Below are 14051 nucleotides of genomic sequence, written 5' to 3' on the forward strand. Positions count from 1 at the left end.
GCTCGTTCCTCCCGGGCGCCCCCGCCCGGATCCCAGCCGTGTGATTGATGAGGTAGTACATCGCGACACTTGCCCGTGTGTCCATAGATGTCGTTAGAAATTGCTCATCTAATGGTTACTTCTCCGTTCCCCGGTGTGACATCCAGTCGTGACATAGCACCTTTACCGGAACGCCAGCACGAGGGTTGAAATGTTACAATTTGCGAAAAGTTGCAGAAACGAATTTCATAGAGGGTGCCGGATGCCGATCGTTTCGCGCCTGGTTCGGCCGCGTGGTGTTCAGTCGCACGGTGTTCAGCCGCATGGTGGGGTGACTGCTTGATGGACGGTGAGCTCGCGCAGACCTCACGCCTCCGCTCCGACGGGACGGCGATCCGGCTGGCCGACATCGCCGCGCAGGCCGGGGTGAGCGAGGCCACGGTCAGCCGGGTGCTCAACGGCAAGCCCAGCGTGTCGCCGTTGACCCGGCAGGCGGTGCTGACGGCCCTGGACCTGATGGGGTACGAGCGTCCTCAGCGGCTGCGCCAGCGCAGCAACGGCCTGGTCGGGCTGGTCACCCCGGAGCTGGACAACCCGATCTTCCCGGCCTTCGCCCAGGCCATCGAGAAGGCGCTCACCCAGCACGGCTACACGCCTGTGCTCTGCACCCAGCTGCCCGGGGGCGCCCCCGAGGACGAGTTCACCGAGCTCCTGATGGACCGCGGGGTGAGCGGCATCGTCTTCGTCTCCGGGCTGCACGCCGACACCACGGCGAAGATGGACCGTTACACGCGCCTGATCGAGCGCGGGCTGCCGATCGTCCTGCTCGACGGCTACAGCGAGCGCGTCGAGGCACCCTTCATCTCCCCGGACGACCGGGCCGCCGCCCGGCTCGCCGTGCAGCACCTGGTCGACCTCGGCCACGAGCGCATCGGCCTCGCCGTGGGGCCGCGCCGGTTCGTGCCGGTGATCAGGAAGATCGAGGGCTACCGGCAGGCCATGTCCCAGCTGCTCGGCGTCACGGACACCGGCGAGCTGATCTCGCACTCGCTGTTCTCGGTGGAGGGCGGGCAGGCCGCCGCGGCGCAGCTGCTGGCGCGGGGATGCACGGGGATCGTGTGCGCGTCCGACCTGATGGCGCTGGGCGCGATCCGGGCCTGCCGCGACCGCGGGCTCTCGGTGCCGGGAGAGGTGTCGGTGGTGGGGTTCGACGACTCGCCGCTGATCGCGTTCACCGACCCGCCGCTCACCACCGTGCGCAAGCCCATCGGCTCGATGGCCTCGGCGGCGGTGGCGACCCTCCTTGAGGAGATCAACGGGGTCCGCGCCAAACACGTCGAGCTGATGTTCCAGCCCGAACTCGTCGTCCGCCGCTCGACCGGCTCCGGCCCCCTGGTCAGCCGCTAGGTTCCGCCGGTCGGGGCTCACCGGTCGGTCGCCGAGCCCGGCCGGCTCGGGCCCTTTGGCCGACCGCCGGGGTTCGCTGGGTGGGGCTCACCGGTCGGTCGCCGGGCCCGGACGGCCTCCGGGGGCGCGTGTCCGGCCGGGTGGGACCATGGCCCGATGAACACTGGTCACGATGTCGTCGTCATCGGCGGCACCGGAGTCGACACCACCGCCTACGTGCCCTCGCTTCCCCTGCCGTACGCCGACACCTACGCGGTCCCGCCGGTGATCGACCGGATCGGCAACACCGGCAGCGGTGTCGCCCTCGGCTGCCACGCGCTCGGGCTGAGGGTCAAGCTGGTCGACCTGATCGGCGACGACCCGCAGGGCCGGTTCGTCCGGGCCCACTTCGCGGAGAGGGGGGTGGACACCGGCTGGGCGCTCGCGCCGCAGGGGACCCGGCGCAGCATCCTGCTCGTCGGCCCGGACGGGCGGCGCACCTCGCTGTTCGACCCGCGCGCCGCGCCGGGCGAGCGGCTGCCCGGGGAGCTCTACCTGGACGCGGTCCGCACGGCCCGGCACGTCCACGTGTCGATCACCGACTTCTCCCGGCACGTCTACCCCGACCTGCGCACCGGGTCCGGCCCGAGCGCCGGACCCGAACCGGCCGCCGGGACCGTCCCGGGTGCCGGGATCGTCCTGGGTGGAGGGTCCGTCTCCACCGACCTGCACGACTGGGACGGCGAGAACGACCACCACAGGGACTTCGCCCACTCCTCCGACCTGGTCTTCCTGTCGGCCACCGCGCTCGGCCCGCGCCGCGACGAGGTCATGCGCGACATCCTGGAACGTGGCCGGGCGAGGGCCGTGGTCTGCACGGAGGGCGCCGAGGGCTGCCGCGTCCTGGACGCGGACGGCTTCCGCGGCTTTCCCGCCGCCCCCCTGCCGGGGCCGGTGGTCGACAGCAACGGCGCGGGCGACGCGTTCGTCTCGGGGGTCCTGTACGGGCTGCTCTCCGGGCGTTCCCTCGACGACTCCATCCCGCTCGGCGCCGTCGCCGGAGCCCACGCCTGCACGTCGGCGGGCACCCACGAGAACCCCATCGCCGAGCCGGACCTCCTCTTTCGCGTGGGAGAGGCGGGAGGGCCCGGCCACGCGGGGAAATCCGGTCATGGGGGAGCACCCGGCCGCGTGGGGGAACCCGGTCACGCGTGAGAGCCCGGCCGCGTGGGGAACCCGGGGAAACCGCCCGTCTCCCGTAGCCCTCGCGCGGGCACGCCGGCCCCGCCCGCTCAGCCGCCACGTGACGGCGTCCGCGTGCGAGGGACGCCGAAAACCGTTTGCACGGCGGGGGGAACGGCGGACACACTCTCGGGGTGATCGAGAGCCCGCACAGTGACGGTCGCGCCGGCATCGACGCGGCGCTGGTGAAGCGGCTGGTCGCGGCCCAGTTCCCGCGGTGGAGCGCCCTCCCCGTGACCCCGGTCGAGGTCGACGGGTGGGACAACCGCACCTACCGTCTCGGTGACGAGATGACGGTGCGCCTTCCCACCGCCGCCGGTTATGTCCCGGCGGTCGACAAGGAGGACCGATGGCTGCCGGTTCTCGCCCCGTCGTTGCCGGTCGCCGTTCCCGTGCCGCTGGCGAAGGGGGTTCCGGGCGAGGGATACCGGTTCACCTGGTCGATCCGTGGCTGGCTGGACGGCGAGACCGCGAGCCTCGACCGCATCGGCGACCTGTCCGAGTTCGCGGTCTCGGTCGCCGGCTTCGTTCTCGCCCTGCAGCGCGCCGACGCGACCGGCGGGCCTCCGGCGGGCGCGCACAGCTTCCACCGGGGCGCGTCACCGGCCCACTACGACGACGAGACACGCCGCTCCCTCGCCGCGCTGGACGGCCGCATCGACACCACCCGGGCATCGGCCGTGTGGGACGCCGCCCTCGACGCCGTCTGGTCCGGGCCGCCGGTGTGGTTCCACGGCGACATCGCGAGCGGCAACCTGCTGGTCAGGGACGGAAAACTGGCCGCCGTCATCGACTTCGGGACGTCGGGCGTCGGCGATCCCGCCTGCGACCTGGTGATCGCGTGGACGATGTTCTCCGGCGAGAGCCGGGAGGCCTTCCGCGGCGCCGTCGGCCAGGAGCCCGCCATGTGGGCGCGGGCTCGTGGCTGGGCGCTGTGGAAGGCCCTGATCACCCTGGTCGAGCACATCGACGGGGGCACCGGCAAGGACGAGAGGCGAGCCGCGGTCAACCGCCGCGTCATCGACGAGGTCCTGGCCGACCACGATCGCACCGGCTGACCCCACCGGCACCGGCACCGGTATCGGCGCCGGGGGCACGGATCTCAGGCGCCGGTCAGCTCGTCGAGGACGGTCCTGACGGAGGCGCGGTAGGCGGCCACGTTGCGCAGCTTCACGTGCTCGTAGCCGCGGACCGCGTCCGGCAGCCCGGCCAGCTCGCGGACCCGCTCCCCGGTCTCGGGGCGCAGGTGGTCCAGCGCGAGGTGCACGTCGCGGGTGTACTCGGCGGCGAGCTCCCGCTCCGTCCCGCGCACCCCGCCCAGGCCGAACGGGTCAAGGCGGGTGCCGCGCAGCACGCGCATGCCGTACAGCAGGCGGAAGGCCGGGTCGAACCAGGTGCCGAGGCGGAGCTTGCGCCTCATGCCCAGGGCGCGCAGGAACGGCGGGTGCAGGTTGTAGGAGACCCTCGCGCCGGGGCCGAACTCGGCGGCGATCCGCGCCCGCTCGGCCGGGTCGAGGTGCAGGCGCGCCACCTCGTACTCGTCCTTGTACGCCATCAGCCGGTGCAGCTGCCGGGCGTAGACCTCGGTGACGGCGGTGCTCCCGGGGGAGACCTCCCGCTCCCTGGCGAGGACCGCGCGGACCGCGTCGGCGTACCGGGCGGCGTAGCGCGCGTTCTGGTACGCGACGAGGTCGGGCACCCGGACCGTGAGGATCCGGTGCAGCTCGGTGCCGGGCTCGGCGACCGCGTCGACCAGGCGTACCGACTCCGGGGAGGGGAGCGGCGCGGCCGGGACGGCGGGACGGGTCGCCGCGGCCACGGCCTCGGGGGCGGCGACCACCGCGCGCCCCCAGTGGAAGGCGGCGACGGTCCGCTCGGCGGCCCCGCCGCCCGCGCGGATGGCCCGCTCGATCGACTCCAGGCCGAGCGGGATGAGCCCGCGCTGCCAGGCGGCCCCGACGATGATCGTGTTGGCGGGCATGTGGTCGCCGAACAGCGCCTGGGCCATCTCCTCGGCGTCGAGGTAGACGTTCAGGTCGCGCCGGGTCCGCGACTCCAGCGCGCCGATCGGCGAGGCCGTGTCGGTCAGGTTGGTGGCCGGGTCGAGCACCATCGAACCGGTCGGCACCAGGCTGGTGGAGACCACCGCCACGGTACGGTCGCGGTCGGCGGCGGCCAGGTGGGCGGGGTCGGTGGCGCCGATCAGGTCCAGCGCCAGGTAGGCGTCCACGCTGGCCGCGCCGCCCCGCGCCGAGCGGTCGCCGTCACCGTCGAAGATGAGGATGTCGGAGACGACCGTGCCGCCCTTCTGGGCCAGGCCGGTCTGGTCGAGCCCCCGCGACCGCCTGCCGTCGAGCATCGCGGCGGTGCCGAGGATCTGCGCGACCGACACCACGCCGGTGCCGCCGATGCCGACGAGCCTGATCGAGGTCTCCCCGGTGCGCGCCTCGGGGAGGGGCATCTCCGGCGGCGCGGGCAGCGGCGCGCGCTTCCTCGAAGCGGCCTTCCCCTTCGAGGACAGGGCGGGCAGGACGGTGAGGAAGGACGGGCAGTCGCCCTCCACGCACGAGTAGTCCTTGTTGCAGGACGACTGGTGGATCTCGGTCTTGCGGCCGAACTCGGTCTCCACCGGCAGCACGGACAGGCACTCGGACTTCTGCCCGCAGTCGCCGCAGCCCTCGCAGACCCGCTGGTTGATCGCCACCCGCCCGGCGGGGTCGGGCAGGTCGCCCTTCTTGCGCAGCCGCCGCTTCTCGGCCGCGCACCGCTGGTCGTGGATGAGCACGGTCACGCCGGGGATCGCGGCCAGCTCGCGCTGGGCGTCCTCCAGCGCCGTCCTCTCGCGCACCTCGGCGATGCCCGCGAGCCTGACCCCCCGGTAGCGCCCGGGCTCGTCGGTGGTGACGACGACCCTGCGCACCCCCTCGGTCTCCAGCCAGCGGGTCAGGTCGGGCACCGACAGCGCCGGGGTGATCGTCTGGCCGCCGGTCATCGCTACCGCGCTGTTGTAGAGCAGCTTGTAGGTGATGTTGACGCCCGCGCCGACCGCGGCCCTGACCGCGAGCGAGCCGCTGTGGTGGAAGGTGCCGTCGCCGAGGTTCTGGAAGATGTGCGGGGTGTCGGTGAACGGCGCCTGGCCGATCCACTGCGCGCCCTCGCCGCCCATCTGGGTGAGGCCGGTGAGCGTGCCCTTGCCCTCGCGGTTGAGCACCACCATGGTGTGGCAGCCGATCCCGGCGCCGACGGGCGCGTTGTCGGGGACGGCGGTGGAACGGTTGTGCGGGCAGCCCGAGCAGAAGAACGGGGTGCGCTTGGGAGTGAGCAGCGTGAGCGGCGCCGGGCGCGAGATGACGGAGAGCCCCTTCGCCACCCGCTCGCCGAGGCCGTTCAGACCGTCCGGGTCGTTCAGGCCGCTCAGCTCGTCCGGGCCGCTCAGGCCGTTCAGGCCGGTCAGGCTAGTCAGACCCCGGCGGCGCAGCCGGAAGGCGATGGCCTTGGCGGCCAGGTCGGCGTCGACGGCACCGTGCCGGGGGATGAGCCGCGCGCCGTTCTCGTCGAGCTTGCCCAGCACGCGGGGGGCGTCGGCGGTCCCGTACAGGATGTCCTTGACCGAGGTCTCCAGCAGCGGGGCCTTCTCCTCCACGACGAGGATCTCCGACAGCCCCCGGGCGAAGGTCCGGACGATCTCCGGGTCCAGCGGCCAGAGCATGCCGATCTTCAGGAGGCGGACACCGGCCTCCTCCGGGGTGACGCCGAGCTTGCGGAAGCCCTCGCGGACGTCGTAGTAGGCGGTCCCGGAGGCGACGACGCCCAGCCAGGCGTCACGGGGGTCGGCGGTGACGCGGTTGAGCCCGTTCTCGCGGGCGTAGGCGCGGGCCAGGTCGAGGCGCGGGCCGACGAGCGTGCGCTCCATCTCCAGCGACCACGGGGTGAGCAGCGTGGCGTCGGGCACGTGCCGGTACGGTCTGCCCTGGTATTCGACGACGGGCATGACCGGGACGACCCGGTCATGCCCGACGTTCACGGTGCCGGTGCCGTCCACGACGTTGGAGACGGCCTTCACCGCGACCCACAGGCCGCTCGCCCGGGACGCCGCGATCGCGTGGCGTCCCAGGTCGAGCAGCTCCTGGACGCTGCCGGGGTGGACGATCGGCATGCCCAGCGTGGCGAGCGTGCCCTCGGTCGCCGAGGGGAGGGTGGAGGACTTGCAGGTCGGGTCGTCGCCGCAGAGCGCGATCAGGCCGCCCTCGGGGTGGGCGCCGACGAAGTTGCCGTGCCGGAACGCGTCGGCCGCGCGGTCGACGCCGGGCGCCTTGCCGTACCAGACGCCCAGCACGCCGGAGGTGCGCGGGCGGGGGAGGGTGGGCACGAGCTGGCTGCCCCAGACGGAGGTGGCGCCGAGCTCCTCGTTCTGCCCGGGGCGGTGCACCACGCCGAGCGGCTCGGTGTGCCGGCGGGAGCGGGCCAGCTCCTGGTCGAAGCCGCCGAGCGGGGAGCCGGGGTAGCCGGACACCATCGTGCCGGTGCGGAGACCCGCGTCCCTGTCGGCGCGCATCTGGTCGATGATCACCCTGACCAGGGCCTGGGTGCCGGTCATGAAGACCTGGCCCTCGTCGAGCAGGTAGCGGTCGTCGGGGGAGACCTCCCGGGCGTCTGCGAAGATCGTCATGGTTCCGTCCCGTCGTCGGCGCTCCTGCGTAGCCGCAAGGTTATGCCAGGTAGAACAAAATTCGATGTCAATCTTTCCAAGGCCGAAGCCCCTCGTTAGCATCCGATGTCATGGATGTGACGGATCGCGCAATTCTCGGTCTCCTGCAGGTGGAGGGGCGGTTGAGCAACCTGGAGCTGGCCGAGCGGGTGCGGCTCACCCCCTCGCCGTGCCTGCGCAGGGTCCGCAACCTGGAGGAGAGTGGAGTGATCACCGGCTACCGCGCCGTGATCGACCCGGCGGCCGTGGGGCGGGGCTTCCAGGTCGTCGCCTACGTCGAGCTGGAGGGCCAGGACGCCGAGACGGTCACCGCCTTCGAGGCCGCCGTCATGGAGATCGACGACGTGGTGGAGTGCCTGCGCATGTTCGGCCGCCCCGACTACGTGCTGCGGGTGGCGGTGCCCGACATGGACGCCTACAGCCAGCTCTGCCTGGAGCGGCTCGGCCGCCTGCCCGGCCTCGACAAGCTCACCTCGCAGATCGCCATGAAGGCCCTCAAACCCGGCGGCGTCCTACCCCTGTGAGATCCGGTGGGCCGCCGTCGCGAGCAGCAGCGCGGCGTGCACGTCCGGATCCGTCACGGTGTAGCCCAGCAGCGCCTCGATGCGCTGCAGCCGCTGGTAGAACGACTGGCGGCCGAGGTGCAGCACGGCCGCCGCGCGGGTGGCGCTGCACCCGTGCAGCAGGAAGACCTCCAGTGTGCCGACCAGGTTCGTCCGGTGCGCCGCGTCCCAGTCCACCAGCGACGAGATCGTCCGCCGGACCAGGTCGGCCGCGTGGCCGCCGTCCCCGTGCCGGGTCAGTTCCAGGTCCAGCGCGAGGGCGCGGGTGCTGACCAGGCGCGCCGACGGGCGCAGGCCGAGCGCGGCCCGCGCGTCGCGCAGCGAGCCGCCCAGCTCGCCGAGGTCGGCGGCCGGATACCCGACCGCGACCCGCAGCTCCGGCGCGCTCACCCGCCGCAGGGCCTCGTCCAGCGCCTGCGACGCCGCGCCGACCGCGTCCGTCACCGCGCGTGGCACGGAGAGGGCGCCGAGCACCAGCCGGGACAGCCGTCCCCGCAGCGCGGGGGTGTGCAGGATGTGGGCCGCGCGGTCGATCGCCGCCAGTGCCGCCGCCGTCTCCAGGGAGTCGGCCGCCACGCCGACGAGCACGTGGTCGGGAGCCGGGTGGAAACCGGCCATCATCGCCCGTACCGAGGAACCGGCCTCGGCACCGCCCTCGATGAGGTCCCGCAGCAGCGCGGAGACCTGGCGGTCCCGCTCGCTCGGCGGGCTGCCGGTGCGGAGCATGGCCAGGGCCAGCGCCACCGCCGTCCGTTCCAGCGCGATGGACAGGTCCTCGGCGGGCAGCGCCGAGCCGGGGCCCGCGACGAGCCGCCCCCACGGCCGCCCGTGCAGGGTGACCGGGGCCTCGCAGGCGGAGTGCTCGACGGCCTGCCACGCCTCCCTGTCACCGTCCACGCCGTGCGCGGACACGAGCGCGCCGCCCGCCGAGACCAGCGCCAGCGGGGCGCCGGTCACCCGCGCCCCGGTCGCGAGCACCCCCGCGATGCCCGCCCCGGCGATGAGCGCCTCGTTGAGGGCGCGGGTGGCCGAGTCGCCGAGCCGCAGCCGCCTGCTCGCGTAGTCGACGATCAGGGTGTTGGCGTCCTCGGTGATCCGGATGAACGGCACCACCGAGCGCAGGACGATGAACGGCAGCTCCTGCCTGCGCGCCTCCTCGACCAGCTCGCGGGGCGTCTCGGGGAAGGTGCGGCCCAGCTCCAGGGCGATCCCGGCGACCCCGCGCGCGGCGATCTCCCGCAGGTAGTGCCGCCGCGCGCCCGCGTCGGTGCCCGCCAGCCCGAGCCCGGTCGTCAGCAGCAGCTCGCCGCCGGTCAGCAGCGGCCCGATCTCGTAGATCTCGCTGGAGTGGACCCAGCGCACCACGCGGTCGAGCGAGCCCTCCCCGGCGAGCACCTCAGGGCGGGCCTCGCGGAGCACCTCGAAGGAGAGCAGTTCGCGCAACGTCAACGGCATTCGTCATCCTTTACGGATTGTCCGCTCCGGACCGCCATAGTACGGACGATCTGCTCGTTCTCGAACCTCGTCCCGCGGGGGATAGTGGGCGCATGACCAGCGACGTTGTCAGCCCGGCCGCGATGCTCGGCGTGGCGCTCGAAGAGGCGGTGAAGGGATACGCCGAAGGGGGCATTCCCATCGGCGCCGCGCTGTTCGCGGCCGACGGCAGGCTGCTCGGCCGGGGCCGTAACCGCCGCGTCCAGGACGGCGACCCGTCCGTCCACGGCGAGACCGCGGCCTTCAGGAACGCGGGCCGCCAGCGGACCTACCGGGGAACCACCATGGTGACGACCCTGTCGCCCTGCTGGTACTGCAGCGGCCTGATCCGCCAGTTCGGCATCACCGGATTGATCGTCGGCGAGAGCCGGACCTTCACCGGCCAGCACGAATGGCTCGCCGAGCACGGCGTGGACGTCCTCGTCCTCGACTCGCCCGAGTGCGCCGAGCTGATGACGGCCTTCATCGCCGCCAACCCCGCCCTGTGGAACGAGGACATCGGAGAGGACCAATGAGAACAGTCCCGATCATCGATCTCACCCCCTGGTTCCACGGCGACGCGGGCGACCGCGAGGAGGTGGCCGCCCAGGTCGACGTCGCGCTGCGGGAGATCGGCTTCCTGCTCGTCACCGGGCACGGCGTCCCGGCCGGGCTCCGCGCCGACATCCGCGCGGCGGCGAAGCGCTTCTTCGCCCTGCCGTACGAGGTCAAGAACCGCTACGCGGCCACCGTCGGCGAGCGGGGGTGGCTGCCGCCCGGGGTCGAGGCCAACGGGTACGCCGAGGGCACGCCCACGCCGCCCGACCTCAAGGAGACGTTCGCGGTCGGCGCCGACCGGCCGATCGGCGACCCCGCGATCGACGCGGAGTGGTTCCTGGAGAACGTGTGGCCCGAGGAGGTCCCCGAGCTGCGGGCGCTCGTCACCGCCTACCTGGACCGGATGCGGGCCCTCGCCGACGAGCTGCTGGTGATCTGCGCCGCCGCCCTCGGCCTCCCCGGCGACTTCTTCACCTCCCGGGCGGCGCATCCCACGTACACCATGAACGTCAACCGCTACCCGCCGCTGTCGCAGGTGGGGGAGCCGGAGCCGGGGCAGTTCAGGATCGGCCCGCACACCGACTTCGGCACCGTCACCGTCCTGGAGCGGCAGCCGGGCGTCGGCGGGCTGCAGGTGTTCACCCTGGAGGGGGAGTGGATCGACGCCCCCTTCGTGGCGGACTCCTTCACGATCAACATCGGCGACCTGCTCGCCCGCTGGACGGGCGACCGCTGGCGCTCCACCCGGCACCGGGTGCTCCCGCCCGACCCCTCGGCCCCCGACGAGGAGCTCGTCTCGCTCATCTACTTCTACGAGTGCGACCCCCTCGCGGAGGTCGAGTCCCTCGGCCCGCCCATCGGCAGGGTCTCGTACGAGCCCGTTCGCGCGTCCGACTACCTCCTTGAGAAGCTGAAGGCGATAACCGTATGAAAGTGATGGAGCCCTCCGGCGTCGCGGTGCGCGAAGGCGAGTACGGCGACAGGATCGCCGCCGTCGAGCCCGGCGGCGTCGAGTTCATCCCGCTGTCCGAGCGGCACGGCAGGCCACGGCAGCTGCTGTGGACCTGGATGTCGCCCAACCTCGAATTCGCCACGATCTTCCTCGGGGTGCTCGCGGTGGCCGCGTTCGGGCTGAGCTTCTGGCAGGCGGCCCTGGCCGTCGCCCTCGGTACCGGCCTGGGCGCGCTCTCGCACGGCGTGCTCTCGGCACGGGGTCCCTCCGCCGGGGTGCCGCAGATGGTCCTGGGGCGGCTGCCCTTCGGCCACTGGGGCAACCTGATCCCCGCCGCGCTGAACACCGTGGCGGCCGGGATCGGCTGGTTCGCGGTCAACAGCGTGAGCGGCGCGCTCGCGCTCAACACCCTCACCGGCCTGCCCCCCTGGCTCTGCCTGGTGATCGTGGTCGCGGTCATGGTGGTGCTCGGGTTCTTCGGGCACAACCTCGTGCAGGCCTTCGAGCGGTACGCGTTCCCGGTCCTCGCGGTGATCTTCGCGGTGACCGCGGCCGTCATCCTGTCGAAGGCCCAGCCGGGCTTCGCGGGCAGTGGCGGCGGGCTCGGCGGCTTCCTGCTCACCGTCGGCGCCACCTTCGGCTACGCGGCCGGGTGGAACCCCTACGCCGCCGACTACACCCGCTACCTCCCGCCGGACGCGAGCAGGCGGGCCGTGGGGCTGTACGCCGGGCTGGGGGTGTTCGTCCCGTGCGTGATCCTGGAGATCGTGGGCGCGGCGTCGGTGACCATCGGCGGCGACGCCCTCGGCCAGCCGACCACCGCGTTCACCGGCCACCTGCCGGGCCCGGTGGCCGCCCTGGCGCTGCTCGCGATCACCCTCGGCGCGATCTCGGCGAACGCGCTGAACGTCTACTCGGGCGCGATGTCCCTGCTCACCATGGGGGTACGGCTCCCGCTGACGCTCCGCAGGGCGCTCACGGCGCTGGCCTGCGGGGCGATCGGGTTCCTGGTCGCACTGGCCGGGCTGGAGGACGCGGGACACAAGTACGAGTCGTTCCTGCTGGTGATCTCCTACTGGATCGGGCCGTGGCTGGGCGTCGTCCTCGTCGACGCCTACCTGCGCCGGGCCGGGGAGTTCGGGCCGCTGCTGTACGACAGGCGGCACAGCAACCCGGCCGGTCCGATCGCGATGGTCACCGGCGTGGTGCTGTCGGTGTGGCTGTTCTCCAACCAGGAGCTGTACGTCGGGCTGGTGCCCGAACGGGTCCCGGCGGTCGGCGACATCGCGTTCGCGGTCGGCTTCCTCATCTCGGCCGCCGTCTACCTGGCCCTCAAGCCGCTCCGCCGGTAAGGGGTGTCCGTAAAGCGGATTTTTGTCCGAAATTGGAAAAAGCCTACTATCTCTGTAGGATTAGCCGAGAAGCCGCTGACGACGTGTTCCCAGCCCGTCGCCGGCGGCGTACCGCAGGAAGACCCCTCCGGCGAGCCCTCGCCGACCGTGACGAAGTCAGCTGTCCGAAACCACGCCCGCGACGGCCCCCGCACCTCTCGTGCGGCCCGCGCGGCCTGATGGCGCGGACGGCCACCAGGAGAGACAGTGAACAGGAAGACGACGCCGTTCATCGGAGCCGTGATCGCGGCCGCGCTGGTCCTCGCCGGATGCGGCTCGGGCCCCGGCCCGGACTCCGGCTCCGGCTCCGGCTCGGGCGCGAGCTCCGGCTCCGGCGGGAGCGCCGCGCCCGCGGGGTCGGCGGCCGCCTTCGACCCGGCCGCGACGATCGAGGTCGGCTCGCTCTACGAGCCGCAGAATCTCGACAACACCGGCGGCGGCGGTCAGGGCGTGACGGAGGCGTTCAACGGCAACGTCTACGAGGGCCTGTTCAGGCTCACCGACGAGGGCAAGGTCGAGAACCTGCTCGCCGAGAGCGACGAGGTCAGCCCCGACGGCCTCACCTACACCTTCACCCTGCGCGACGGCGTCACGTTCCACTCGGGCGACCCCCTCACCTCCGCCGACGTGAAGGACAGCGTCGAGCGGGTCACCGCGGAGAAGTCGCAGTCGGCCCGCAAGAGCAGCTTCGCCGTCGTCAAGAGCATCGAGACGCCCGACGACCGCACGGTCGTCGTGAAGCTGAAGGAGAAGTCGATCTCCTTCGTCTACAACCTCAGCTACATCTGGATCGTCAACGACACGGCCAAGGACCTGGCGAAGTCCGAGGACGGCACCGGCCCGTACCGGCTCGGCGAGTGGAAGCGCGGCTCCACGCTGAGCCTGACGCCGTTCGACGGCTACTGGGGCACCGCCCCCACGAACAAGGGCGTGGTGTTCCACTACTTCACCTCGGCGACCGCGCTCAACAACGCGCTGCTGACCGACGCCGTCGACGTCGTGACCAGCGAGCAGAGCCCGGACGCGCTGGAGCAGTTCAAGAACAACCCGAACTACAAGGTCAACGACGGCCGGTCGACGACCAAGCTCCTGCTGGCCTTCAACGACAAGGCCAAGCCGTTCGACAACAAGCTCGTCCGCAAGGCGGTCAGCTCCGCCATCGACGACGCCAAGCTGCTCGACTCCGTCTGGGGCGGCTACGGGACGCCGATCGGCTCGATGGTCCCGCCCACCGACCCGTGGTACGAGGACCTCACCTCGGTCGACCCCTACGACGTGGAACTCGCCAAGAAGCAGCTCGCCGAGGCGGGCCTGCCGAACGGGTTCGACTTCACGCTCGACACCCCGAACTACGACCCGCACCCCACCGCGGCCACGTTCATCAAGGGCGAGCTGGCCAAGATCGGCGTCAACGTGACGATCAACGTCATCACCGCCGACGAGTGGTACACCAAGGTGTTCAAGAACCGCGACTTCACCGCCACGCTGCAGGAGCACGTCAACGACCGCGACGTCGTCTGGTACGGCAACCCCGACTTCTACTGGGGCTACGACAACCCCGAGGTCACCAAGCTGGTCAACGAGGCGGAGAAGTCCGGCACCGTCGAGAAGCAGGCCGAGCTGCTCAGGCAGGCCAACCGGCTGATCGCCGAGGACGCCGCCAGCGACTGGCTCTACCTCTACCCGCAGATCGTGGTGGCCTCGTCGTCGCTGTCGGGCTACCCGGTCAACGGCCTCAACTCGCAGTTCCACGCCTACGGCATCAAGAAGGGCTGATGCCCGGCACCGCCCCCCGCCGG

The 14051-nt window shown here is 72.1% G+C and carries 10 protein-coding genes; 8 read left to right on the forward strand and 2 right to left on the reverse strand.

The genetic code is table 11. The features are described from left to right. The first annotated feature begins 321 nt into the window (after positions 1–321). The 3 genes from ACSC1Q_RS05840 to ACSC1Q_RS05850 all read left to right on the forward strand — a co-directional run bounded on the left by ACSC1Q_RS05840 (position 322) and on the right by ACSC1Q_RS05850 (position 3665). Positions 322–1386, forward strand: a complete 1065-nt coding sequence (locus ACSC1Q_RS05840; RefSeq protein ID WP_436757610.1) for a LacI family DNA-binding transcriptional regulator — start codon at positions 322–324, stop codon at positions 1384–1386. A 156-nt stretch (positions 1387–1542) separates the two neighbouring features. Next, positions 1543–2580 (forward strand): carbohydrate kinase family protein, encoded by a 1038-nt coding sequence (locus ACSC1Q_RS05845; protein WP_436757611.1) that lies wholly within the window; start codon positions 1543–1545, stop codon positions 2578–2580. A 161-nt stretch (positions 2581–2741) separates the two neighbouring features. Beyond that, positions 2742–3665, forward strand: a complete 924-nt coding sequence (locus tag ACSC1Q_RS05850; RefSeq protein ID WP_436757612.1) for an aminoglycoside phosphotransferase family protein — start codon at positions 2742–2744, stop codon at positions 3663–3665. A gap of 44 nt (positions 3666–3709) precedes the next feature. On the opposite strand, the gene ACSC1Q_RS05855 is transcribed toward ACSC1Q_RS05850, so the two are convergent. After that, positions 3710–7276, reverse strand: a complete 3567-nt coding sequence (locus ACSC1Q_RS05855) for an indolepyruvate ferredoxin oxidoreductase family protein (RefSeq protein WP_436757613.1) — start codon at positions 7274–7276, stop codon at positions 3710–3712. Between the two features lie 110 nt (positions 7277–7386). Here ACSC1Q_RS05855 and ACSC1Q_RS05860 point away from each other — a divergent pair, with 110 nt between their 5' ends. Next, positions 7387–7839 (forward strand): Lrp/AsnC family transcriptional regulator, encoded by a 453-nt coding sequence (locus ACSC1Q_RS05860; protein WP_350966664.1) that lies wholly within the window; start codon positions 7387–7389, stop codon positions 7837–7839. Here ACSC1Q_RS05860 and ACSC1Q_RS05865 read toward each other — a convergent pair. Beyond that, a complete protein-coding gene (locus ACSC1Q_RS05865; protein ID WP_436757614.1) occupies positions 7828–9333 on the reverse strand; it encodes a PucR family transcriptional regulator in 1506 nt (501 codons plus the stop codon). The genes ACSC1Q_RS05860 and ACSC1Q_RS05865 overlap by 12 nt on opposite strands. A gap of 92 nt (positions 9334–9425) precedes the next feature. Between ACSC1Q_RS05865 and ACSC1Q_RS05870 the strand changes: the two genes are divergently transcribed. The 4 genes from ACSC1Q_RS05870 (at position 9426) to ACSC1Q_RS05885 (ending at position 14028) form a co-directional block, all read left to right on the forward strand. Continuing rightward, on the forward strand, positions 9426–9887 hold the full coding sequence (locus ACSC1Q_RS05870) for a nucleoside deaminase (protein WP_436757615.1): 462 nt from the start codon (positions 9426–9428) through the stop codon (positions 9885–9887). Then, the gene (locus ACSC1Q_RS05875) at positions 9884–10840 is read left to right on the forward strand and encodes an isopenicillin N synthase family dioxygenase (RefSeq protein ID WP_436757616.1); all 957 of its coding nucleotides are present in this window, start codon (positions 9884–9886) and stop codon (positions 10838–10840) included. Before ACSC1Q_RS05870 ends, ACSC1Q_RS05875 begins: the two co-directional genes overlap by 4 nt. Beyond that, positions 10837–12213 carry a purine-cytosine permease family protein gene (locus ACSC1Q_RS05880; protein ID WP_436757617.1) on the forward strand — a complete coding sequence of 459 codons (1377 nt, stop codon included), beginning with the start codon at positions 10837–10839 and terminating at the stop codon, positions 12211–12213. The genes ACSC1Q_RS05875 and ACSC1Q_RS05880 overlap by 4 nt, the downstream gene beginning before the upstream one ends. 246 nt (positions 12214–12459) lie before the next feature. Then, positions 12460–14028, forward strand: a complete 1569-nt coding sequence (locus tag ACSC1Q_RS05885; RefSeq protein WP_436757618.1) for an ABC transporter substrate-binding protein — start codon at positions 12460–12462, stop codon at positions 14026–14028. Positions 14029–14051: the final 23 nt, after the last annotated feature.

Source organism: Streptosporangium heterodermiicola (assembly GCF_051390675.1).
Taxonomy (GTDB): Bacteria; Actinomycetota; Actinomycetes; order Streptosporangiales; family Streptosporangiaceae; genus Streptosporangium.

Bases quoted from the DNA above. Each gene is read 5' to 3' on its own strand.
- ACSC1Q_RS05840 (WP_436757610.1), top strand. From the start codon at position 322: ATGGACGGTGAGCTCGCGCAGACCTCACGCCTCCGCTCCGACGGGACG.
- ACSC1Q_RS05845 (WP_436757611.1), top strand. From the start codon at position 1,543: ATGAACACTGGTCACGATGTCGTCGTCATCGGCGGCACCGGAGTCGAC.
- ACSC1Q_RS05855 (WP_436757613.1), bottom strand. From the start codon at position 7,276: ATGACGATCTTCGCAGACGCCCGGGAGGTCTCCCCCGACGACCGCTAC.
- ACSC1Q_RS05860 (WP_350966664.1), top strand. From the start codon at position 7,387: ATGGATGTGACGGATCGCGCAATTCTCGGTCTCCTGCAGGTGGAGGGG.
- ACSC1Q_RS05865 (WP_436757614.1), bottom strand. From the start codon at position 9,333: ATGCCGTTGACGTTGCGCGAACTGCTCTCCTTCGAGGTGCTCCGCGAG.
- ACSC1Q_RS05870 (WP_436757615.1), top strand. From the start codon at position 9,426: ATGACCAGCGACGTTGTCAGCCCGGCCGCGATGCTCGGCGTGGCGCTC.
- ACSC1Q_RS05875 (WP_436757616.1), top strand. From the start codon at position 9,884: ATGAGAACAGTCCCGATCATCGATCTCACCCCCTGGTTCCACGGCGAC.
- ACSC1Q_RS05880 (WP_436757617.1), top strand. From the start codon at position 10,837: ATGAAAGTGATGGAGCCCTCCGGCGTCGCGGTGCGCGAAGGCGAGTAC.